General features: G+C 53.1%; 21 protein-coding genes. 8 read left to right on the plus strand and 13 right to left on the minus strand.

Translation table 11 applies throughout. From position 1 onward, the window contains the following. Positions 1–167 precede the first annotated feature (167 nt). The gene (locus ACO6S1_RS00170; protein WP_422346257.1) at positions 168–1,964 is read left to right on the plus strand and encodes a hypothetical protein; all 1,797 of its coding nucleotides are present in this window, start codon (positions 168–170) and stop codon (positions 1,962–1,964) included. A 1-nt stretch (position 1,965) separates the two neighbouring features. Then, positions 1,966–6,147 carry a hypothetical protein gene (locus ACO6S1_RS00175; protein ID WP_422346258.1) on the plus strand — a complete coding sequence of 1,394 codons (4,182 nt, stop codon included), beginning with the start codon at positions 1,966–1,968 and terminating at the stop codon, positions 6,145–6,147. A 150-nt stretch (positions 6,148–6,297) separates the two neighbouring features. Here the strand turns inward: ACO6S1_RS00175 and ACO6S1_RS00180 are convergent, their stop codons facing one another. After that, positions 6,298–6,723, minus strand: coding sequence for a glycine zipper 2TM domain-containing protein (locus ACO6S1_RS00180; RefSeq protein ID WP_422344354.1), 426 nt, complete (start codon positions 6,721–6,723; stop codon positions 6,298–6,300). 262 nt (positions 6,724–6,985) lie between these two features. Between ACO6S1_RS00180 and ACO6S1_RS00185 the strand changes: the two genes are divergently transcribed. Next, positions 6,986–7,762 (plus strand): SDR family NAD(P)-dependent oxidoreductase, encoded by a 777-nt coding sequence (locus ACO6S1_RS00185; RefSeq protein ID WP_422344355.1) that lies wholly within the window; start codon positions 6,986–6,988, stop codon positions 7,760–7,762. 25 nt (positions 7,763–7,787) lie between these two features. Continuing rightward, positions 7,788–8,177 carry a hypothetical protein gene (locus ACO6S1_RS00190; protein WP_422344356.1) on the plus strand — a complete coding sequence of 130 codons (390 nt, stop codon included), beginning with the start codon at positions 7,788–7,790 and terminating at the stop codon, positions 8,175–8,177. Between the two features lie 16 nt (positions 8,178–8,193). Here the strand turns inward: ACO6S1_RS00190 and ACO6S1_RS00195 are convergent, their stop codons facing one another. Next, positions 8,194–8,418: a hypothetical protein gene (locus ACO6S1_RS00195; RefSeq protein ID WP_422344357.1), complete on the minus strand. Its 225-nt coding sequence runs from the start codon at positions 8,416–8,418 to the stop codon at positions 8,194–8,196. 259 nt (positions 8,419–8,677) lie between these two features. Here ACO6S1_RS00195 and ACO6S1_RS00200 point away from each other — a divergent pair, with 259 nt between their 5' ends. Continuing rightward, the gene (locus tag ACO6S1_RS00200; protein WP_259371339.1) at positions 8,678–8,800 is read left to right on the plus strand and encodes a hypothetical protein; all 123 of its coding nucleotides are present in this window, start codon (positions 8,678–8,680) and stop codon (positions 8,798–8,800) included. Between the two features lie 423 nt (positions 8,801–9,223). Here the strand turns inward: ACO6S1_RS00200 and ACO6S1_RS00205 are convergent, their stop codons facing one another. The 5 genes from ACO6S1_RS00205 to ACO6S1_RS00225 form a co-directional block, all read right to left on the minus strand. Then, positions 9,224–9,613, minus strand: a complete 390-nt coding sequence (locus ACO6S1_RS00205) for a glycine zipper 2TM domain-containing protein (RefSeq protein ID WP_422344358.1) — start codon at positions 9,611–9,613, stop codon at positions 9,224–9,226. A 163-nt stretch (positions 9,614–9,776) separates the two neighbouring features. After that, positions 9,777–10,358 (minus strand): hypothetical protein, encoded by a 582-nt coding sequence (locus ACO6S1_RS00210; RefSeq protein ID WP_422344359.1) that lies wholly within the window; start codon positions 10,356–10,358, stop codon positions 9,777–9,779. A gap of 442 nt (positions 10,359–10,800) precedes the next feature. Next, positions 10,801–11,301 carry a DUF4440 domain-containing protein gene (locus ACO6S1_RS00215; protein WP_422344360.1) on the minus strand — a complete coding sequence of 167 codons (501 nt, stop codon included), beginning with the start codon at positions 11,299–11,301 and terminating at the stop codon, positions 10,801–10,803. A gap of 115 nt (positions 11,302–11,416) precedes the next feature. After that, positions 11,417–11,806 carry a hypothetical protein gene (locus ACO6S1_RS00220; protein WP_422344361.1) on the minus strand — a complete coding sequence of 130 codons (390 nt, stop codon included), beginning with the start codon at positions 11,804–11,806 and terminating at the stop codon, positions 11,417–11,419. A gap of 74 nt (positions 11,807–11,880) precedes the next feature. Beyond that, a complete protein-coding gene (locus tag ACO6S1_RS00225) occupies positions 11,881–12,345 on the minus strand; it encodes a hypothetical protein (RefSeq protein ID WP_422344362.1) in 465 nt (154 codons plus the stop codon). A 262-nt stretch (positions 12,346–12,607) separates the two neighbouring features. Between ACO6S1_RS00225 and ACO6S1_RS00230 the strand changes: the two genes are divergently transcribed. Both ACO6S1_RS00230 and ACO6S1_RS00235 read left to right on the plus strand, forming a co-directional pair. After that, positions 12,608–13,198, plus strand: a complete 591-nt coding sequence (locus ACO6S1_RS00230; RefSeq protein ID WP_422344363.1) for a PEPxxWA-CTERM sorting domain-containing protein — start codon at positions 12,608–12,610, stop codon at positions 13,196–13,198. Positions 13,199–13,402: 204 nt separating this feature from the next. Continuing rightward, positions 13,403–14,230 (plus strand): hypothetical protein, encoded by an 828-nt coding sequence (locus tag ACO6S1_RS00235; protein ID WP_422344364.1) that lies wholly within the window; start codon positions 13,403–13,405, stop codon positions 14,228–14,230. 169 nt (positions 14,231–14,399) lie between these two features. Here the strand turns inward: ACO6S1_RS00235 and ACO6S1_RS00240 are convergent, their stop codons facing one another. After that, entirely contained in the window at positions 14,400–14,810 is a 411-nt protein-coding gene (locus tag ACO6S1_RS00240) for a BLUF domain-containing protein (protein WP_422344365.1), read from the minus strand. Between the two features lie 163 nt (positions 14,811–14,973). Here ACO6S1_RS00240 and ACO6S1_RS00245 point away from each other — a divergent pair, with 163 nt between their 5' ends. After that, positions 14,974–15,543: a thermonuclease family protein gene (locus ACO6S1_RS00245; protein ID WP_422344366.1), complete on the plus strand. Its 570-nt coding sequence runs from the start codon at positions 14,974–14,976 to the stop codon at positions 15,541–15,543. A 62-nt stretch (positions 15,544–15,605) separates the two neighbouring features. Here the strand turns inward: ACO6S1_RS00245 and ACO6S1_RS00250 are convergent, their stop codons facing one another. From ACO6S1_RS00250 to ACO6S1_RS00270, 5 genes are all read right to left on the minus strand, one after another. Further along, positions 15,606–16,328 carry a DUF6602 domain-containing protein gene (locus tag ACO6S1_RS00250; protein ID WP_422344367.1) on the minus strand — a complete coding sequence of 241 codons (723 nt, stop codon included), beginning with the start codon at positions 16,326–16,328 and terminating at the stop codon, positions 15,606–15,608. Next, positions 16,329–17,015, minus strand: a complete 687-nt coding sequence (locus ACO6S1_RS00255; protein ID WP_422344368.1) for a hypothetical protein — start codon at positions 17,013–17,015, stop codon at positions 16,329–16,331. Between the two features lie 71 nt (positions 17,016–17,086). Continuing rightward, positions 17,087–18,145: a ribonucleotide-diphosphate reductase subunit beta gene (locus ACO6S1_RS00260; RefSeq protein WP_422344369.1), complete on the minus strand. Its 1,059-nt coding sequence runs from the start codon at positions 18,143–18,145 to the stop codon at positions 17,087–17,089. Between the two features lie 134 nt (positions 18,146–18,279). Beyond that, a complete protein-coding gene (locus ACO6S1_RS00265; RefSeq protein WP_422344370.1) occupies positions 18,280–20,337 on the minus strand; it encodes a ribonucleoside-diphosphate reductase subunit alpha in 2,058 nt (685 codons plus the stop codon). Positions 20,338–20,884: 547 nt separating this feature from the next. Further along, positions 20,885–21,841 (minus strand): NAD-dependent epimerase/dehydratase family protein, encoded by a 957-nt coding sequence (locus ACO6S1_RS00270; RefSeq protein WP_422344371.1) that lies wholly within the window; start codon positions 21,839–21,841, stop codon positions 20,885–20,887. Positions 21,842–21,880: the final 39 nt, after the last annotated feature.

Raw genomic sequence — 21,880 nt, forward strand, 5'->3', positions numbered from 1 at the left:
CTGATTTTGACCTTGCCGAAATAGATGCAGGTGCCGGCTTGTTGGCGGTCGGTGAAACTGAACCCGAAGAAGAAGAAGAAGAAGAAGTCGCAGTCGACCTTGCCTCACCCCCGGTTGCAGATCCCACGATAACAGAACCTGCAGTGGCGGAATCACAACAGCTCGAAATGGACTTTGACGGCCTGGAAGCGGACGAGGCGTTGATCGATGGACGCCGCCGCCCAGGCGTACCGAAAGAGTTACCGGACCGTATCATCCAGAATAATCCCGGCGCGGTTAGTGCACCACCTCCAGAAGCCTTTCCAACGGATGAGTTTCCTGTCCCCGACCGCTGGCGGATATTACAGACCTTGTGTCCACAAAAAGGCGGTGATCAGTCGATCTATAAGGTGTTTGGTGCGCTGAAGAATAATTGTAGCAACACCTCCAACCCTTATGCGCAAAATGTGCTGAAGGGCGACAAGCCAATTCCGGCCGACAAAAAACCGTCCTTTCTGAAAGGCGACGACTGGTTTTTTGTCGTCAACGCTATTTCCGACACGGTGATCGAACCGCGCAGTTTTCCAATTCCTGTGGGCGTACAAACCACCGAACGGTCCGGTAGCATCGACGTGTTCGGACGCTCCGGTTCGGAAGTCTATGCTCAGACCTTCATTACCGGTGTGGCTCTGATAAAGGGTTCTACAGCTTACAAGCCACCTGATGTCGAGTATCGGCTGACGCTCGCGACACAGATCAACCATGTGAACGTACCGGAACGCCGCGTGTTGTTTGTCGAACCATCCAAGACATCCAATCGAACGGACTATTTTGTCGGGGTTCAAGAAGCGTTTTTCGATTATCACATCCGCAATACTTCTGCCCGTTATGACTTTGATAGCTTCCGTATCGGTATCCAGCCGATGCAGGCTGACTTTCGCGGCTTCCTGTTTCAGGATAACCAACTCGGCTTCCGCCTGTTTGGAACGCGCGATAATAACCGCGTACAATATAATCTCGGTGCCTTCGTACAGCTCGAAAAAGATACCAATAGTGGCCTCAACGATATTTTGCAGACACCGCGCGAAAGCTACATCCTTTTTGCCAATCTCTATCGTCAGGATTTACCCTTTGTCGGCCTGACCAGCCAGTTCAGTGTTACCTATAATATGAACCGCGAGCAGAGTGATGTCGAAATAGACGATAACGGTTTCCCGGTTCGCCCTGCTTTGATCGGTGACCTGCGGGGCCGAGCTTATGATGTGGTTTATCCCGGTTATGCAGTTGATGGGCGCATTGGAAGGATCAATGTTTCGGGTCAGGTTTACGGAGCCTTTGGAGAGGATCGCAACAGCATCTTTACCAGCGAACCGGCCAAGATTGCGGCCTATTTTGCTGCTGCCGAAGCCAGTTATGATGTTGATTTCCTGCGTTTCCGGGCTTCGGGCCTTTTTGCGAGCGGTGACGGCAATCCTTATAACAATACTGAAGCTGGTTTTGACGCGATTTTCGAAAATCCGATCTTTGCCGGCGCCGACACCAGTTACTGGATCCGCCAGACCATACCGTTTGCCGGTGGCGGGCGCGTTATCAGTATCAATGGTCGGAACGGTATATTAAATTCGCTACGGTCTTCAAAGGAGCAGGGTCAGAGCAATTTTAATAATCCGGGCACCATTTTGGCAGGAGTCGGTGTCGATGCAGATCTGACCCCTGATTTCCGGCTATCGGCCAATGCCAATCATTTGTGGTTCCACAAGACCGAGAGCCTCGAGGCACTGCGCGTCGAAGGGTCCATTCCCAGGGATATCGGATGGGACCTGTCGGCTGCCGCAATATATCGGCCCAACGCGAACCAGAATATCGTATTCCGATTGTCCGGTGCTGCGCTGCTTCCCGGCAAGGGTTTCAAGGACCTGTTTGATCAAACGGACAAGCGTGATTTCCATTATTCCATCCTCTTCAACGCAATATTGGCTTTCTGATATGCAGCTTCGCTCTCCTCCTCTGTTATCCGCGCAATCCAAATCGTACGGGATATGGGCTGTTGCAGCGGTGCTGTTCGCCTTTAGCTTGATCCTTTTCGGCGCTTCTCCAGCCTTTGCAGCTGGCAAAGAGAAGCCGCAGAAAATCGACTATACATTTACGCCGCCAGCACCGCAAAACCAGACATGGGACGCCGCCAACAGCAAAAGCACGGGTTGCATATCCTGCCACACCGACAGCGATCAAAAAACGATGCATGAATCGCCCGCCGTGGTACTCGGCTGCGTGGATTGTCATGGCGGCGATGCGAGTGTGACGGGTGACAATGGCTGGGGCAAGAAAAGCCCACAATATATGTTTGCGCTGAAAAAAGCGCACGTTCTCCCCAAATATCCCGAAAGCTGGCACTGGCCTTCTTCCGCCAATCCAAAGCGCAGCTATACTTTGCTCAACAAGGAAGCACCGGAATTTGTCCGCTTCGTCAATCCGTCAGATTACCGCGTCGCGCGAGAATCCTGTGGTGCCTGCCATATGGAAATTATCGAGGCGTCCGAACGGTCGCTAATGGCCACCGGAGCGATGCTCTGGGGCGGAGCAGCTTACAACAACGGTATCGTGCCGTTCAAAAATTATGTCTTTGGCGAAGCCTATACGCGCAAAGGCCTGCCTGCGACGATCAAGTCTCCTGGCAGTCCACACGGCACAGTGACGGATGAACAGAAGAAGCGCGGCGCTTTGCCCATTCTTTATCCCCTGCCAACCTGGCACACGATACCGCCCGGCGATGTTTTCCGTGTGTTCGAGCGCGGTGGTCGAAACATCAACACGCAATTCCCAGAAATTGGCCTTCCCAATATTGGCGGCATCATACAACGGTTAGAGGAACCGGGTCGCCCTGACCTGAAACAGTCCAACCGCGGCCCCGGCACCGGCTTGCGTGTGGCCATTCCGGCCCTGAACATCCATAAAACCAGACTGAATGACCCATTCACCTGGTTTATGGGCACCAATGATCAACCCGGTGATTATCGCCAGTCCGGCTGTGCCAGCTGTCATGTAGTCTATGCCAATGACCGCGAACCGCGCCACAGCTTGATCTGGGCGAAATATGGACGCGACGGTCAGACCCAGACCAAAGATCCAACGATCCGAAATCTCAAAGAGGGCGAGCATCGCGTTGGCAAATTTGGAACCTATGACGCTTCTTACAGCAAAAAGGAGAGTCATGATAAGAAAGCTGCCTATCATGGGGACGGCCATGATGATGGACATGGTGACGATCACAGTGCCGAATTAGACCCGGCGAAACGCGAAAAAGGCCACCCAATCCAGCATGCCTTCACCCGCGCCATACCTACCGCCCAGTGCATGAACTGTCACATGCACCAGCCGAACATCTTCCTGAACAGCTTTTTGGGCTACACGATGTGGGACTATGAATCCGATGCGCCACTGATGTGGCCTGGGCCGGACAATACGACGCCTAAACCAGAGGGCATGAGTGACGAAGAATATCAAAAAATCTACAAGCAACAAAAATATCCTGATGCCGAAGAAGTTCGCAAAATTCTGGACCGTAATCCGGAGGCCGCTTCACCCAAGGGACTCTGGGGCGACCTGGATTTCTTACGCAATGTCTATGATCTAAATAGTGAAGCCAAGGATACACAATTTGCCGACTATCATGGTCATGGCTGGAATTTCCGCGCCATCCTGAAACGCGACCGCGACGGCAACTTGTTGGATGAAGATGGCGACATTGTGGACAATGGTGATCCTGAGAAATTCCGCCGCGAGGACGAAGCGAAATTCGTGGAACCCGGAATCAACCCTGGTAAATCAGTCCACATGATGAGCATCCATGCCGAAGTTGGTATGCAATGCGCCGATTGCCATTTTGCGCAGGATAGTCATGGTAATGGACTGATCTACGGTGAAGTCGCCAATGCGGTAGAGATCAACTGCAAGGATTGCCACGGCACGGCTGACGCCTATCCAACATTGATGACATCCAACCTCGCCGCACGCCCGAAAGGCAAAAATCTGGCGTTGCTCCGCAATCCAGATGGCCAGCGGCGTTTTGAATGGATGCAGGATCCAAATGGCAAACGTGTGCTGATCCAGAGGTCCATCGTCGATCCGAAAATCAGCTGGCGGATGAGTCTGGTTAAAGACAGTGTCGATCGATCACATCCCGACTTTAATCTGAAATCGGCGCGTGCCAAATTGATGTCGAAAAGCGCTTCGGAGACCGGTGAATATAAATTTGGTGCCGGCGTGGCGATGGAGGATCGGGCCCATAAAGACGAAAATATGGTCTGCTTCACCTGCCACCTGAGCTGGACAACCAGTTGCGGTGGTTGCCATTTACCGATCGAGGCCAACTGGCAAACCGAAAGTCATAAATATGAAGGCGGCACGACCCGTAACTACGCCACCTACAATCCGCAGGTAGCCCGTGATCAGATGTTCCAGCTCGGTCGCCATCAAACGACAAAGGGCAGCATCATCGCACCAGTCCGGTCCACCTCAGCGTTGGTGCTTTCTTCAACCAATATCAACCGCGAACGCATATATGTGCAGCAGCCGCCGATATCGGCCATCGGCTTCTCGAGCCAAGCCTTTGCTCCACACTTCCCGCACACGGTCCGTAAAACCGAGACGAAACAATGTTCTGATTGTCACTTGAGCGAAGCGAACGATAATAATGCAATCATGTCGCAACTGCTCTTGCAGGGCACCAATTTTGTGAATTTTGTCGGTCTGCATGCCTGGGTCGGGATGGAAAAAGGCTTTGAAGCCGTCCGCGTTACCGAATGGGATGAGCCACAGGCGGTTATCGGTTCTTACCTGCAAAAATATGCCTATCCTGACTACTGGCGGATGCATGTTGAGGACAACGGACGCGAACTGATCAACTGGGTGCGTGGTGAGCGACTGGATGATAATCTGTCCGGCGAAACCAAAGCGCTCGAAGAATTTGCCAATGTCGTGCAGGGCACCGGTGATAGCGTCCGCTGTCTGCAGTTGCGCGGAGAGTACATGTTTGTCGCTGAAGGCAAAGGCGGTTTTCGCGCCTATGACGTTGCCTCGATCGGCAACAAGGGCTTTTCTGAAAGAATAGTGAAAGCCCCATTCTCTTCGCTAGGCCATGACACACATGTTGATACCAAAAACGCGACCTGCATGGCACTTTCAACCAACCAGCCAATTGCGCCGGAACGCAACACGGCAGAGCTGCGCGAAATTAATGAAGAACAGGCGTTTCATCCGATCTATAACTATGCCGTAATTACCGACAGCGAAGAAGGCCTGATCCTTGTAGACATCAACACGTTGGCCGATGGCGAGTTCCGCAACAACTTCTTCAAGCGGGCAGTCACATGGAATGCTGACGGCGTCTTGAACGGTGCCAAGCACATCACGCTAGCTGGTCATTATGCCTATATTACTGCGAACAGCGGACTAGTAGTCATTGATCTCAACGATCCTCTCAAACCACGACATGTGATCACAATACCAATGACGGATGCGCGGGCTTCTGCTCTGCAATTTCGCTACATTTGGGTTACGGATGCGCAGGGCGTGAAATTGTTCAACATCACAGACATGGAAAATCCAGTTCCCGTGGAATCCGGTACAATCCCGCTAAATAATGCGCGCCGCCTTTATCTCGCTCGAACCTATGCCTATATCGCAGCGAAAGATGAGGGGCTGGTCATCGCCGATATTACCAAGCCGGAAGAACCTGCAATCTATCGCAAGGAGACATTTGGTGGCCAGATGAATGATGCGGAAGATGTGATTGTCGGCTCGACCAACGCGACGCTGTTTGCGTATGTCGCCGATGGTCGAAACGGGCTCAAGGTCATCCAGCTGACGTCGCCGGATAGTCAACCCAACTATTACGGCTTCTCGCCACCGCCTATGCCGGAACTGATCGCCTTTGCCCGCACGCCGAAACCGGCTTTGGCTTTGTCAAAAGGGTTGGACCGGGACCGCGCAGTCGATGAAACCGGTGGTCAAATGGCTGTGTTCGGACGGCTGGGATCTCGGCCCTTTAACCGCAGCGAGATGCAGCGTTTTTATCTTAACAGTCAGGGCAAGCCTTATTTCGTTAAAGATAAGGCGGATTTGTCCGACTGGATCGGCCCTATACCGCCAATGCTGGCACGCCGGTGATACTTCGGATAGGGTAGCAAAAGAAACGGGGACCGGAGCTCTAGACCACGGTCCCCTTTCCTCGATACGCGACGCGAGGAATGAAAGGCCCTCTGTATTCAAGAACGGAATACAGAGGGCTTATCTTTAATCTCTACGCTGTTCCCCGCCTTAGCAGTTGCGGTCAATTGCACGGCCCGCCAGTGCACCGACTGCACCGCCGATAATCGTGCCTTCGGTCTTGTCACCGCGACCAGCGATTTCATTACCCAATAGTCCGCCGGCGATAGCACCTATTATGGTGCCGCCCGTGCCTCGATCACAGCCGCGATAGCGACGATCGCTACGGTAGCGTCGTTTGTCGCGATAACTCCGGTGCTTTTCGCGATAGTAGCGACGATCACGGCGATCATAATAACGATCATCCCGGTAATAATCTCCGCGACGATAATAGCGACGGTCATCACCGATGCGCTGGTAATAGCCGTCATTATAGCCTTGAGAATAACCACCCCGTGCTTCAGCAGGCGTTGCGAATGCCATCGCTGAAATAGCAGCAGTTGTGATGGCGAGTGTTCCTAAAACCTTGTTGATCATTGCTTCTACTCCAAAAGGATCTTCGCGATCCGACTCGTTTGTTACTCGACAAGGATCGTTTTAGGCATGACCGATTGACCGATTGCTGAATGTTGATTTTATCTTAGGTTAATATTCAGAGCTCTTTTTATGAACGCAACGAGAGTTTCGCTGGTTTTTCAAACTTTTGGCATACTGCACAATCTGATGCCTAATCTTTTAAGTCATTGCCGCTCTGTCCTCCAATCGATAGCTCTAGGAAAATTTTCAACGGGAGATGATCATGCAGCTCAAGGGTAAAACGGCAGCCATTACAGGCGGTACAGCAGGCATAGGACGCGGCATTGCCGAGGCATTTTTGGCAGAAGGCGCTAATGTTGCATTGATGGCACGCAATCCGGAAAAAGGGAAAAAAGTGCTCGACGAGCTCAATGCCGGTGATCGTGCCATATTCATCGCTGGGGATGTCATGCAGCAGGATTCTGTTGAGGGCTTTATTGATCAGACCATAGAGACATTTGGAACAGTGGATATTCTAGTCAACAATGCAGGTGGCGCTGGTGCCCTCGCCCCGTTGGTTGATTTGACAGACGAAGCCTTTGATGAAGCAATGAAATGGAACATTTATTCCACATTCTGGGCAACCCGCCGAGCACTTAAACCGATGATCGCACAGCAATCCGGCAGGGTTATCAATATCAGCTCAACCGAAGGGAAAATGGGCAAACCAACATTTGCGCCCTACACGATCGCAAAGCATGGGATTAACGGCATGACCAAGGCGGTGGCCCAAGAGGTCGGCACCATGGGCATTACAGTAAACTCCATATGCCCAGGCCTCGTGTTGACCGATCTAATCCTCGACAACGGCCCCACTACTGCCAAGGGATTGGGAATGACCTTTGAAGAGATGATCGACATGTTCGCCCAAGAAAGTGCGCTCAAGCGACCGAATACAGTAGAAGAAATTGCAGCCATGGCACTGCTGCTCGCATCCGATGCCGGCGCTGGTATAACCGGCGCAATGCTGAGCGTTGACGGCGGGACAGCGCAATATTAGCTTCTGCCGATAAAGGTAGGAATTTATGACATTTGGTTCGACAGAGCTTTGGGTCGGCGCGACAATTCTTGTATTGCTCCTCATCTGGTGGCTGTGGCCGCGCCATGATCGCAACGATCTTATGGCCCCTCCAGCAGACCTCACCGATATAAAGTCGCTTTCAATAGAGGATCCGGTTCAACCTTCCACGGACCTGAAAACCCCGCCCGAGCCTGTTCCATCTCTGCAAGCCGACGATCATCTTATTGTTAGAGATGAAAGCGACTATAGCGAAGAAGAGTTGATGATCCGGGATGTCCGCGCAGCTTTACATCGCGGCAGAAAGATCGAAGCCATCAAACGGGTGCGACAGAGCAAAAATATCGGACTTGCCGAAGCGCATGCGTTTGTGGAGCGCATCGAACGTTCCACCTAGCACCGACAGACATATCTTAGGGCAAGAGCTCACCACGCTTTTTGGCCACATCCTCCATACCAGCCCATCGATCAGCAGGCTTTTCCGCCGTCTTGCCTGCAGCCAGACCTTCTGAGGTACGACCTTCCGGCATAGTCGGCGGTTCTGCTGCGACACAATAAGCGGTGACCAGCACCATGGCTGACCACCACAGCGCATTATTGCGGCTGGCAAAGACACGGGTGAGGCGCGGTCCGAACATAATGGAGGGCTTAGCAGTGCGTTATTAACGAAATATGGGTGCTCAAACCTCGAAGCAGTGATTGTCACCAATTGATCAAACCAATATTTAGTATATTTTCCCACTTTCCGGTTTCCAGTAAAATTCTGTAAACGGTCAAAACATCTTATATCATTGATTTATATGACTTTTCAAAAACTGGCACGCCCTATGCAAAGCTACAAACATCTTCGCAACCACAACCGCGAAGGACCAAATTAAACCAAGAAGGAATTTAAAAATGTCGAACGTAAATATCCAAAACCAAGTTGTTGCCGCTTTTGCCGCTCTGTTCTCCGCCGCTGTTCTGATTAGCGCCAGCGTTGGCCCAGCCGTTCAAAACACCGCTTCTTTCATCGCATAATCACCAACCCCAATTCAAAAGGAAAAATAATCATGACCACCAATGTTCAAAACCAGGTATTCGCCGCCTTCGCCGCTCTGTTCTCTGCAGCAATCATGATCAGCGCCAGCGTCGGCCCAGCAGCCCAAAATGCCGCGTCCCTGATAAGCTAATCAGCGGACCGGCACCAAACCCCCAAAGGATTTCATCATGCCCCGTAACTTCACCGCCCAAATCACCGCCGCCATCGCCGCCCTTATCTCTTCGACGCTGTTTGTTGGCGCCAGCATTGTCCCTGCTACGCAAAACGCCGCATCCCTGATTATCTGAACCCTGTCTCCCTAAACCCAGTTTCCTGTCCCCCAAGAAAACCCGGCCCTGAAAACGATCAGGACCGGGTTTTGTTTTAATCAGCGGACTTGCGCTAACACGCAGCCCGAAGGCCTATTTGCAACGCAGTTCACCGCGATCTATTTCCCGGCCAAGCAGCGCGCCGCCCGCGGCACCCAACACGGTCCCGACAGTCCGATCCCGACCGCCATCAATTTCCCGGCCAAGCAAGGCACCCAGGGCGCCGCCGACAATCAAGCCCACCGTTCCATCGTCGCGCTTGCAACGATAGCGCCCGTCGCGGTCGCGCCAGTAGCGGTCCCCGCGCTTCATCCGGCGGGGCTTGTAATAGCGATCATCATCATCGTCCCAGTCGTCATCGCTGACCCTGTAGAATCCGGCAGCTGGCACGCCACCATCCGCATAGCCGCCGGCATCGGCCAGTGCCGGCGTAACGGGCAAGAACAGGGCAGCGGCGGTTAGGCTTATCATCGTCTTTTTCATCTCAAACTCCCTTCGTTATTTCCGATTGTCAGAAATAACGCCAGAAATATGAACGAAACCCAACAGGACTATTCATCCCCTGCAATTGTCGCCAGGGCGTTGCGTGGCTGCGACAAAATCCGGCGTGGCTTTCCGCGTCGCAGTCGCAATGCAGCGGTCGTCATCAGCAGGGCGCCACACAGCTCCAGAGTCTCTTCGGCAAACGCGCGACCTCCATAATATCAATGACCACCGCCAGCCCGATGATGGCCAGGGAGAGCAAGATAGCCAATCGGCCCTTGTCTGCTCGCAACCATATTATCATCCGTGCCGCATAGCCACTGCGACAAGCAAATGACACAACCATTACCAGCAGCACAATCGCCAGAATAACGGCCGGCAATTGCTTACCGCTGTTCATCAACCCGCGATAAGCGAGCATCACCAGATCCTGCGCCCCGTCCAGCTCGCCGCCGCCCGGCATTGCAGGCATGGCAAATCCCAAATAGCGCGCACCGAAACTGATTTCGCTCAAACAGGCGAGTAGCGCGAGTCCGCAAAGAGCAAATCCGACCAGCGTGCGGTATAGTTGCCGCCACACACCGATAATCAGCGCGACCAGAAACAAGATCGCTGCTGTCATTTCGACAATCCCGTCTTCCCGAAAAAACGGGCCATGACGAAAGTCTGCTGACCAAAAGGCACCCACCAGAACCCCCAGTCCACCAATCGCATAAACCGCTAACTCGTGTTTCAGCGCAACCATCCTGTCAGTTTCATGACAGTTTTGTGAAAAGTAAACGGCCCGTGGCATTAATTTCCAGGAACTGCCGTGAACAAAACTCAGCCTGGCTGATTCGTTTCAGTCATACGCCTTATTAGAAGCGAAGCATATTTGTAGGAAAGCGGTTCTTTCAACCGCCAGCCTGTTCGCGCCGCTCTCTCAGCTCTTCCGCAATCGTGGCGTATATCAGTCCGATGCCAAAAAGGCCCATCATCCCGATAAAGATCAGCACTGGCCACTGGGTCATGTAATGTCATCCTGCATTGTTCCTCGGTGAACATGCAGAATGACGGCAATCCATATGGGCCGCCTTGATCTGGGTCAAAGCCTTGAATGCACCTCGCCCCGGTCAGCGGAGACGGACCATTGCGGCCAGCCTCCGCCTTCCCCTCCCAGGACCGGATACACGCAATGAGCCCATCGCTTACATGCCTTCATGGTCATAGCTGATGATACGGCTGATCTGCCAGCCGGCGCTGTTTTCCGCGGTGCGCTGCCACATATGCATGAACACGCCCTTTTCGCGGGCGATGCTGGAGCCGTCGGGCATCACCTGATGAAATTCATGCCGGCCTTGCTGCATCGCGCCGAAATTGCCGATCATATGGGTGGTCATGCTATCCGCGACGAGCACCCGTTTGCCGCCACCGCAGTCCCTTTTGACGTCCGCGATAAAGGCCGCGCTACTGGTGTAGGACAGACCATCACGATCATGATAGAATTCCATATCCTCCGCCAGCAGCTCTTCAACCACCGCCATATCGCATGTTTCAAACGCCGCCTTGAACAGCCGCGCATCGAGCGCAGCCAAATCCGCCGCTATCGACTCCTCGGTTTCAGCCGGCTTGCTCTCGGCATGGGCTGAGCCCGCGAGCGCGCCAGTGGCCAGCGCCGCAGTGGATAGGATTTTCTGTGTGCGTGTCATGATATCAGTCCCCGTAATATTGCAGGACCGACCCGGTCATGCTGTATTACTGTTATGTATCAATAATACAGTTAAGGTCAAATGATTTGTCCGCGCCCGCCGACGGTGCCCACCCCTAAGCTCCGCCCTCCTCTTCCGGTCGCGCCAACCACCACGCCAGCAAAAACAGCAGCGCCCAGATACCGTCAATCATCGCGCCGAAAAACGGCCCGCCTTCAACCAAACGGCCACTGCTATAGAGCCACAGCGCAGGACCAAAAAAGGCGAGCTTCTCCAGCACCGCCACCAGCATCAGCGGGCGATAGCGCACGGGATCGATGGCGATCAGGACAAAGATCAGCTGAAACACCAGCGCGACGCCGTGAAAGCCGTAGTAAAATTCGGGATGAGTGATAGCCGGCGGCATTGCCGTGTTAAACTGCGCCTCTCCGAACAGGCCGAGCAGCAGCAGCACCGTTATGCCATAGAACGCAGCGAGCGCGAAAATAAGGCGTGTGGTCTTCATAAGCCTCTTCATAGCATAGCGGGTCACACCAAAGGCCCTTTTTCTTTTCTGTGACCTTTCGCCATCTGCCCCGGCTAATCCTCTGGCGGACATACCCTGTCGAGATGGGATAACGCCGCCAAAAGCGCGGATTCATCGGGTTTTTGCAATGTCCCGACATAGCGCCCGCCGCGCAGCACCGGACGGTAGCGGCCCTGCCGCACGCGCTGAAACAGGCCATCTAGTGTGACCTTAGCGCGGGGACTGTTCGGCGGACCAAGGATCGCATCCCACGCCGCAACAAAACTCTCGGCGCCCGGCTTGCGGCGCAGGCGATAGGCGGTCTCCCGGCTCATCCCCACCCGCTCCGCCGCCTTTTTGACACAGCGGGTTTCGGCGAGCAGGCCGAGAAACTCCGACTGCCGGAGCGGCGTCCACCCATCCGGCCGCACACGCCTGAGCTCCACCGGGGTAAAGGCGGGAATGCGCGATATCCGGCGGTTCTGGACAGCGGCGCTGCGCGGATCGGGTCTGGGTGTAGTGGGGCGTTTGGTCATCATGCGCCCGATTAAGCCACAAAGCAGAGCGTGTAGGAAAGCGGTTTTTTTCGCGATGAAGCCCTGCTCGGCCATGATAGCCAAACAGTTTCAGGAAGGCGGACAAACCAGGTTTCATGTACCAAATCGGGACATATGAATTGATCTCCCCGAATCAGTTGTTCGCAGATGCAAAAAATGTTAATAATTCGTTAGGGTTCGCATCACTACGCGCCAATCGGCGTTACTTTCCTGGTTTTCTGACCGGGACTTATGGGGTTATTTTATGAAGAAATTGATTTTCGGTTCGGCTGCTGTTGCAGCTATGGCTTTGACTGCTCCTGCGCAGGCTGCAGTTATTTCGTTTGATGATCTGGGCGGTTCCAATGGCGACGTCTTTACCGGTCCTTATATAGAAGATGGTTTCACCGTCAGCGCCGTCCGCGGTGATGTTTTTGAAGGCCATATTTTCGGTAACCCAGAGCCAAGCCTGGTTTTCGGATCTGTCTTTGGCGGCGGACCAGTCGGCTCGGTCCAGGTACTCGGCGGCATCTTCAACTTCAACTCTTTCGATCTGACAACGCAAAACGGTACAGGCGAATATCAGGTTGACGGATTTTTAAACGGGAGTTCGGTCTTTTCGTTAGCCGGCAGCCTGTCCCCGGGTGGTTTTCAGACCATTAGCGGTCTTGCCGGAAATATTGACCAGCTTAATTTCATTCTCACCGCTAATGGCACTTCGGTTAACCTCGACAATATTGATGTCTCGGCAGCCGTGCCGGAGCCAGCAACCTGGGCGTTCATGATCCTTGGTTTTGGTGCCATCGGTGGGGCGCTCCGTCGTCGCAAGACCAATGTGAAAGTCAGCTACGCCTAAGCCGCGCTGACAAACGAAACACACAGACCCTGCCGGAACGATCCGGCGGGGTTTTTTGTGGCTGGTCCCTGACAAGAGCCCCCTCCCTCTCGACTGTTCCTAAACCGTTCAAACCATGCAATATTTACATTCTGTGACATCATTTTTTCTTGCTCATCACATGCAAAATGCTGCATTTTTATGGCGCATTTGGGGGAGAGTAAAATGACCAGAATTTCAACTTTGGCCGCTTTGGCCGCAGCCACCAGTTTTGCATCCACACCTGTCATGGCGCAGGAGACCAGCGAGGCGTCAGAGGCGTCGGGCGGCGCCGCCGTCGAGACCATGGTCGAAGAAACTGTTGCAGTGGCAGAGGCCGCATCGGTCAGCGAAGCACCAGCGGTGCCAGAGCCAAGCTATAAGCTGGCCGCCGATGGATCGGTCTGTGAACTGCATGTCTGGCCGACGGAAAATTATATCGGCATCAATACCGGCCTGCTCTCCGGCTTTGGCATTGTCGGCGCGCTAGCGGATCAGGCAGCGCACAAGAACCGGGTGGCAACGGTCAAGGATCTGATGAAGGATTATCTGGGCCCAGAGGTTCAGATGGAGGAACTCAACAAGCTCGGCATCAACGAAACGCTGAAACTCGATGGCTATAAGATCATCGTGCAGGAGCCGACACCGTTTAACGAGGATGCCAAGAACGACCCCGAGCTTAAAGCCAAGATCAAGGCGATGAACAAGACGGTCAAGGACAAGAAGCGCCTGACCGACTCCACCGCGCCCTGCTATGCCGAGCTCACCACCACGCATATCTTTTATCACAAGGCGATGATGTATGGCAGCAACCTGTTCACCGGCTGGATCTACCGCGAATTTGACGGCGACAAACAGACCAAGGTCGGCAAGGGCCAGGTGAAAAACCCGCTGGAATATTTTCCGCCCAAGACAGAGGAAGATATCGAGAAAGCCCAGATCGAGCTGCGCGACGCCTATGCCAAGGATTTCGCGGAATATGTCGAGAAGAAGGTGTTTAAGCAGAAGCGTTAGGACGATAGACCAACTGCCCTGTTTGGGGCGGGTCAATATAGGCTGTGCAGAACAATCCACGCCCGCCGGCCAACTCGTACGTATTTCTACAAGGCCGGGATGGACCAAAATGTCCTAAGGGGCGTGGTAGCACCGATCAGACCCGGTGCTAATCCGTTCCAACATAATTTTAGTGCAGTTGTTTCCGGCGGGTCTTGGCCAGAAATTTCGAAAATAATGTTCGCGTTTCTTCACAAGCGTTGGATGTCATAAACTCCAACTGATGCTCCAAATCGCTATGCTCTGTCACTTTGGTTCGGGGAAAGGCCATTGTCCAACGACCAAATTCGCTTTCTTCTATTTCATGTTCGGACAGACATTCAATGTCGACATGCCGGGGGTCTTTTTTAACCTTGGCATAGACCGTGCGAACAGCGTCCTCGCTGCCTTCCAGCGCCTGAACAAAATAGGATCCGGTATAGAGCAGCGCGCCGGTGATGCCCATTTGGGGATTGTTGCGGCGCGACTGAAATAATATGTCAGTGCATTCATCCGGATCATAGCCGGGTGCGGGTTTACTTTTATAAACAAGCTGAAACATGGGAGAGTGCCTTTCTTGTTATTGTATCAAGTATAGGCATCAAACCATTGCATATTGGTGCATTTTTTTGGTTAATCCGGCAGCGAATGGATGGGGCTGTCGGCAATGGGCAAAATAGATGGGCTTTAGCCTTTCCTAAACATCCTCCCGGTAAATTTTCCCGATGAGCAGGAACACAATCACGCCCTTCCCACCGGCGCGCCAGCGCGAGGCGTTTCGGCGGGCGCAGCAAGGCCCCTTTCGCCCGCTGCCCGAGGATATCGGCCGTTCGACCATGGGCTGGCCCGCTTTTGCGATTATCACGCTGGCGGCCTGTTCCGCTCTGTTTGCCGCCATCTGGTTCAGCGGCGGGCCGCCCGCCTCGCACAGCGCCGCCATTGATCCGCATCGCGCCAGCTTTGGCATTTGCTTGGGCGCCACCCGTACCAATTGCGTGGTCGACGGCGACACATTCTGGTTTGAAGGACGCAAGATCCGCATCGCCGATATCAACACGCCGGAAATTTCGAGCCCCGGCTGCGCGGCGGAAAAACGTCTGGGCGAGCGCGCCAAGATGCGCCTGCTCAGCTTGCTCAATGCAGATGGATTTGCCCTTGAGTCAATCGCCCGCGATCAGGACCAATATGGCCGCGACCTGCGCATTGTGACACGCGGCGGGAAAAGTCTGGGCACGCAGCTGGTCGACGAAGGGCTGGCGGAAGAGTGGCAGGGTTTTCGGCGGGATTGGTGTTAGGATGGGTGGCTAACTGCTCGGTGTATTTAGTAAACTGTCACGTCAACTAAATTTCCAACTCTCTAGTCGTTCAAATGTCTAGTGTACGAGCGAATATCAATAGGTCCAACGGTTCCTTCGCGTTGAAGTTCGGCCATCAATTCGAATGCGAAATTACCAAGTACCTCTTGTCCGGTTTCTATACGCACTTCGCCTTCGCGATTTATCACACAGTATCCCGCTTCAGCTACGCAACATAGATCGATTTTTTCAACGTCTTTACCCTCTATCATACTTTTTTGTAGGGCCTTCGACATTGGCGGCTGATATCCTGATGACAATGCCAATATCCCCGACAGTATATAATTCGGTTCGCCAATGACTCGATCTTTGTTGATTATCCTTACTGGTGAATAACGACGATTCATCGACCTCACTGCGCAAGCCGAAAACTTTATCTGGCGAAGACCGTCCACACTCACAGATTGCTTGACCTCAAATATTGCATAGACCGATTCAACAGGCACATAGTTGATACCACTTTTGGAAAACACCAATGGTGAATATTGGCTATCATGTACGATCAAGTCTAACTGCGGACTTTTTTCACCGTCGCTTGAAACCACAAACCCTTCGGTAACATCGTATCGTTTTGGCAGGCTTCTAAAGAACTTTTGCCAATCATTCTCAGCCGCACTGCCAACTGATGGACCGTGGTCTGAGCTTTGACGAGATATATGTAGACTTTGGCCTAATTCTATAGCCTTATAGCGAACCAATTCAGACAATAAGTCTTGATTACTCATTTAGATATAGTTGCTGAGTAGTGCATTTGATGCAGCAACCGAAATAGACATCCCTGTCGTCAAATCCATATCATCGCTGACTCTGTTATTAGTATTTGCCGGGTCAATCAGTGGTCTAAAAATCGACTTTGTTGCAGCATCCAAAACCCTTCGGAGATTTTGCTCTATCGCATTGTGAGGACAACCGTGAAGTTCATCTATGACGAACAACTCAAGGTGAAAAGACGGCCATTCAATACCAATCCGATTTCTCCAACTCTTAATCCGCCTTATTTCAGCTACTCTTCCTGAGTTTCGAACGTAGCTGATATGATGATCAATATTGGTCTTTATCCAAGAACGAGTTTTCGAGCGATAAAGAGAGTGGTTGTTACCATGACTTGACTGACGCCGGCCAGGAATTACATCAACTTTGTATCCCATAACCTCTAGCCCAATTGACACATTTTGCCTCCGTGGGGAATAACCCGCGGTCGACAGAGCATTAAAAAGCGTATTGTAGATTTCTTCCAACGAATTTGGGCAGCCTGAACTTACAGATGCAAAGACATCAACATCTGATCCACTAGCTACAGCTGTACCCTTTGCGATTGAACCACTCGGTTTAGTTCTAACGAGGTAGCCATTACCCCATTTTTGGAGAATGGGTTTGAGACGTTGTTCAACGGATTCAAAAGGCGTGGTCATAGCCTGACCACTTAGAAGTGCCGCAAGAATTGGGTTTATGCCCCGACTAGTGTACGGAACTCCGCTCATCCCTACTCCGCAGCAACCCCCGCCTGCTCGAACATATCTTCGCCGTCATCATCATTATCGGTCGCTTCGATGCCGATAATTTTGTTGCCTTTGCGCTGGTCAAAGCTGTCCCAGACTTCGTTCCAATTGCCTTTGGTCGCGCCTTTGGAATATTCGGTCGCGCGGGTTTCGAAGAAGTTGGCATGCTCGACACCGTTGAGCAATGGCGCGAGCCAAGGCAGCGGGTGGTCTTCGATCATATAGATCGGTTGGAAGCCCAGCTGCGCCAGACGCCAGTCGGCGATGTAGCGGATATAGCGCTTGATCTCTTTCGCGGTCATGCCGGTCACCGGACCGTCGCTAAACGCCAGATCGATAAACGCATCTTCCAGCCGCACTGTTTTCTGGCAGCAGTCGATAATTTCTTCTTTGACATTCTTGGTCAGGCAATCGCGTTCCTGCACAAATGTGTGGAACATTTTGACAATGCCTTCGCAGTGGAGCGATTCATCACGCACCGACCAGGACACGATCTGCCCCATGCCCTTCATCTTGTTGAAGCGCGGGAAGTTCATCAGCATCGCGAAGCTGGCGAACAGCTGCAGCCCTTCGGTAAAGCCGCCGAACATCGCCAGCGTCTTGGCAATATCTTCGTCCGTATCGACACCGAATGTGCCCATATAGTCATGCTTGTCCTTCATCTCCTCATATTCGAGGAACATGGAGTATTCGCTTTCCGGCATGCCGATCGTGTCGAGCAGGTGCGAATAGGCGGCGATGTGGACGGTTTCCATGTTGGAAAAGGCGGTCAGCATCATCTTGACTTCGGTCGGTTTGAACACGCGGCCATATTTGTCGTGATAGCAATCCTGCACCTCGACATCGGCTTGCGTGAAGAAACGGAAGATTTGCGTGAGCAGGTTGCGCTCATGATCGGTGAGCTTCTGCGCCCAGTCGCGGCAATCCTCGCCCAACGGCACTTCTTCCGGCATCCAGTGAATCTGCTGCTGCCGCTTCCAGAAGTCATAGGCCCATGGATATTCAAAGGGCTTGTAGGTTTTCCGTGCTTCCAAAAGTGACATTTTTTCCGATACTCCGCTCTATTTCCAAACCCTCTCCCCTAAAGCGGGAGAGGATTATGATTGCACCTTTAGCTTACTGAAGAAAACGGCCTCCTCCCAAAAGGAGCAAAGGGAGGAGGCAGTGGGCAAAGGCTTTACTGACAGGCCAGACACTCGTCATAGTCGGTGGTGCCCTGCGTCGTCATCAGCTCGACCGTTTTCGGGTCAAGCGTATTGTCCGCCTCGACGCCGCTGTTCACCGCTTCTTCGTTATTGGCGAAGCCGGCGCGCTGGATCGATTTCGAGCGCAGATAATAGAGCGACTTGATGCCCAATTCCCATGCGCGGAAGTGCAGCATCAGCAGGTCCCATTTGTCGACATCGGCCGGAATGAACAGGTTCAGCGACTGCGCCTGGTCAATATATGGGGTGCGGTCAGCGGCGAGTTCAAGCAGCCAGCGCTGGTCAATCTCGAAGCTGGTCTTGTACGCGTCTTTCTCTTCCGCCGAGAGGAAGTCGAGATGCTGGACGCTGCCGCCCTGCTCCAGAATGCTGTTCCAGACATTGGTGCTGTCTTTCGATTTTTCCTGCAGCAATTTTTCGAGATGCGGGTTCTTGACCACAAAGCTGCCGGACAGCGTCTTGTGCGTGTAGATATTCGCCGGGATCGGTTCGATACAGGCAGAGGCTCCACCGCAGATGATCGAAATCGACGCGGTTGGCGCGATTGCCATTTTGCAGGAGAAACGCTCCATCACGCCCTGATCCGCCGCATCGGGACAAGGTCCGCGCTCCTTGGCGAGCATCATGCTGGCTTCGGACGCTTTGGCTGAAATATGCTTGAAGATCTTCATATTCCACGATTTTGCCAGCGCGCTTTCAAAGCCGAGGCCACGGGCCTGCAGGAAGCTGTGAAAGCCCATCACGCCCAGACCAACACTGCGTTCGCGGCTGGCACTATATTTGGCGCGCGCCATTTCATCGGGTGCGCGGTCAATATAATCCTGCAGGACATTGTCGAGGAAACGCATGACGTCCTCGATAAAGCCCTTTTCTCCGCTCCACTGATCCCATGTTTCGAGGTTTAGGGAGGACAGGCAACACACTGCCGTCCTGTCCTCACCCAGATGATCGCGACCCGTCGGCAGTGTAATCTCGGAACACAGATTGGATGTGGAAACTTTCAGACCCAGATCGCGGTGATGCTTGGGCATCATCCGGTTCACCGTGTCGTTGAAAATAATATAAGGCTCACCCGTGGCGAGACGCGTCTCGACTAGTTTCTGGAACAGCGAGCGCGCATCAACCGTGCCGCGCACTTCACCGGTCTTGGGTGATTTCAGATCCATCTCCCGGCCATCACGCACCGCTTCCATAAATTCGTCGGTCAGCAATACGCCGTGATGCAGGTTGAGAGCTTTTCGGTTAAAGTCACCGGAAGGCTTTCTGATTTCAAGAAATTCTTCAATTTCCGGATGGTCAATATCGAGATAGCAAGCCGCCGAACCACGTCGCAGCGAGCCCTGAGAGATGGCCAGCGTCAGGCTGTCCATCACACGGACGAACGGAATGATGCCCGATGTCTTGCCGTTCAGGCCAACCGGCTCGCCAATGCCGCGCACAGCACCCCAATAGGTGCCGATGCCGCCGCCCTTGGAGGCCAGCCAGACATTCTCGTTCCAGGTGTTGACGATGCCGCCAAGACTGTCATCGACGCTGTTGAGATAGCAAGAGATCGGCAAACCACGACCGGTGCCGCCATTGGACAGCACAGGCGTTGCCGGCATGAACCAGAGCTTGGAGATATAATCATAAAGCCGCTGGGCATGCTCCTGATCATCCGCATAGGCATCGGCCACACGCGAAAACAGGTCCTGAAAACTCTCGTCAGGAAGCAAATAGCGGTCTTTCAGCGTTTCCTTGCCAAAATCGGTCAGCAAATCATCGCGCGCTTCATCCTGCACAATTTTGAACCGGCGCTTCTCGACGCTATGGCTGTCGCGCTCCGCTTTCAGTTCTTTTTCGTCATTTTGCTTTGTCGCGGCTGCTTCAGAGGCAGCTTTCTTGCTGATCTCTGGTTCTTTCACCGGTGCTTTCCTGGCCTTGCTCTTGGATTTGTCTTTTGGCGTGTCTAAAACTTCGGCACCCATTTCACTCTCACTCATATCTCTATCACTATTCCCGGCATCATCCCGGCTATCTCTAAAATCCATCAAAGCCCCCTAATCAAACTACCAAACCATTCCCAATCACTGGCCATGAAAACCAGCCGTGCTTTGGGTTTAATACCGGGCCATTTGTTCTCGTATTGTTCGACTCGGACAATCTCTTGCGGCCGAGCCGTTGAACATAACATTTTTACAGCCTGGGCGGGCATTTATTTTTGCCCAAAAACCCGAAAAAATTCCTTGCGGTTTAGACCAAAGGGTGCCGTCCACCGAGTCGGCGTTATCGGCAAGTAATACTATACGTTGGTGTGCCCCCTTGGCTTAACCACAACCTATAGTGGCTGAATCAGAATTATATGCAAGAGGGTAAATGACATTTTAACGACTCTGTTCGTCGTATAAATGAATCGCTTCGTCGACAGCCGATTCATGCTGCAGCGCAGCGACGCGTGGACCTTCTAAGCCTTCACCGAAACGCAATAGGGTGGGTCAAAATTTACAAAAAAAATATCCACAACCCATGCACAGGTGTGAATGACTCATTTGTGACACCATATGTGGTGTTTGAATGATTCAGAGCAGGGCAATATTATTACAATGCCGCCAATCCATCGCTTCGACTCACAATCGATCGATAGCCCAGATCCTTCTCTGCCTTTGCACCAATCAATGTGCAGTCCCGCGACATCACCATTGCGGCATGTGCGGTTAGCGGCGGATCGCTCTGCAAATGCAATAGCCGCCAGATCTTTTCAGACGTCCGGCCAACGAAATCGGCGACGCCCGAAGAGATGGATTTGTCTGGTAGGGACAACCCTCTTGCTTCCGCCATGCCGCCAATCATGTCCTTCAGGCTGATCGTCCCGTCATCCAGTATGAAATAGGCTTCGCCGGCCCGGCCATTGGTCAGCGCCAACAAAATGGCATGAACCAGATTGTCGATATGGGTGGTCGATGTCATCGCCCTGCCATCGTCAATCCACATCCACTTCCCGCTCTTTGCCATAGCCTCGACCATTGGCAACAGCGTCGTGTCACCAGGGCCCCAGATGAAACGCGGACGCAAAACAATAGTTTCAAACGCCTCGTCGCGATTGGCACGGCGAACAAGTTGTTCTGCCTGCGCCTTGGTCGCGCAATAGGGATAGGGTGAATCCGGGGCCAGCGGCACTGTCTCGTCGGCGTTGCGCACATGCTGGCCGCGGCAGATTGCCGCCTCTGTGCCGATATGGATGAAACGCTGCACACCAGACGCCTGGGCTGCAACCAACATTGTTTGCGTTCCCAGAACATTATAGCGGTACCAGGCATCCCTGGGGCCCCAGGCCTCCACGAAAGCCGCACTGTGCAGAATGATCTCGGCATCACCAATATGTTCGGAGGACACTGTCTCAAGATCGCAGCGAACCGGCTCCGCTCCTAATTCGCGGATCACTGCGTCCGATTTCTCGCTGCGTGACATTGCGGTAATCTGATGCCCGACATCTACCAGGGCCTTGGTCGCCGCGCCGCCGACAAATCCGGACGCGCCGGTTACGAAGATACGCATAGATCATCTCCTCAGCAGGTGTTGCCGTCTGCATCTGAT

It is taken from the genome of Parasphingorhabdus sp., from assembly GCF_965233695.1.
Lineage (GTDB): Bacteria > Pseudomonadota > Alphaproteobacteria > Sphingomonadales > Sphingomonadaceae > Parasphingorhabdus.

Coding starts and splice junctions, on each gene's coding strand:
- ACO6S1_RS00205 (WP_422344358.1), bottom strand. CDS start 9,613: ATGAAAAAGACGATGATAAGCCTAACCGCCGCTGCCCTGTTCTTGCCC.
- ACO6S1_RS00190 (WP_422344356.1), top strand. CDS start 7,788: ATGACATTTGGTTCGACAGAGCTTTGGGTCGGCGCGACAATTCTTGTA.
- ACO6S1_RS00260 (WP_422344369.1), bottom strand. CDS start 18,145: ATGTCACTTTTGGAAGCACGGAAAACCTACAAGCCCTTTGAATATCCA.
- ACO6S1_RS00225 (WP_422344362.1), bottom strand. CDS start 12,345: ATGATGACCAAACGCCCCACTACACCCAGACCCGATCCGCGCAGCGCC.
- ACO6S1_RS00240 (WP_422344365.1), bottom strand. CDS start 14,810: ATGTTTCAGCTTGTTTATAAAAGTAAACCCGCACCCGGCTATGATCCG.
- ACO6S1_RS00250 (WP_422344367.1), bottom strand. CDS start 16,328: ATGAGTAATCAAGACTTATTGTCTGAATTGGTTCGCTATAAGGCTATA.
- ACO6S1_RS00220 (WP_422344361.1), bottom strand. CDS start 11,806: ATGAAGACCACACGCCTTATTTTCGCGCTCGCTGCGTTCTATGGCATA.
- ACO6S1_RS00210 (WP_422344359.1), bottom strand. CDS start 10,358: ATGGTTGCGCTGAAACACGAGTTAGCGGTTTATGCGATTGGTGGACTG.
- ACO6S1_RS00235 (WP_422344364.1), top strand. CDS start 13,403: ATGACCAGAATTTCAACTTTGGCCGCTTTGGCCGCAGCCACCAGTTTT.
- ACO6S1_RS00265 (WP_422344370.1), bottom strand. CDS start 20,337: ATGGATTTTAGAGATAGCCGGGATGATGCCGGGAATAGTGATAGAGAT.
- ACO6S1_RS00180 (WP_422344354.1), bottom strand. CDS start 6,723: ATGATCAACAAGGTTTTAGGAACACTCGCCATCACAACTGCTGCTATT.
- ACO6S1_RS00255 (WP_422344368.1), bottom strand. CDS start 17,015: ATGACCACGCCTTTTGAATCCGTTGAACAACGTCTCAAACCCATTCTC.
- ACO6S1_RS00230 (WP_422344363.1), top strand. CDS start 12,608: ATGAAGAAATTGATTTTCGGTTCGGCTGCTGTTGCAGCTATGGCTTTG.
- ACO6S1_RS00170 (WP_422346257.1), top strand. CDS start 168: ATGGACTTTGACGGCCTGGAAGCGGACGAGGCGTTGATCGATGGACGC.
- ACO6S1_RS00200 (WP_259371339.1), top strand. CDS start 8,678: ATGTCGAACGTAAATATCCAAAACCAAGTTGTTGCCGCTTTTGCCGCT.
- ACO6S1_RS00270 (WP_422344371.1), bottom strand. CDS start 21,841: ATGCGTATCTTCGTAACCGGCGCGTCCGGATTTGTCGGCGGCGCGGCG.
- ACO6S1_RS00215 (WP_422344360.1), bottom strand. CDS start 11,301: ATGACACGCACACAGAAAATCCTATCCACTGCGGCGCTGGCCACTGGC.
- ACO6S1_RS00185 (WP_422344355.1), top strand. CDS start 6,986: ATGCAGCTCAAGGGTAAAACGGCAGCCATTACAGGCGGTACAGCAGGC.
- ACO6S1_RS00195 (WP_422344357.1), bottom strand. CDS start 8,418: ATGTTCGGACCGCGCCTCACCCGTGTCTTTGCCAGCCGCAATAATGCG.
- ACO6S1_RS00245 (WP_422344366.1), top strand. CDS start 14,974: ATGAGCAGGAACACAATCACGCCCTTCCCACCGGCGCGCCAGCGCGAG.
- ACO6S1_RS00175 (WP_422346258.1), top strand. CDS start 1,966: ATGCAGCTTCGCTCTCCTCCTCTGTTATCCGCGCAATCCAAATCGTAC.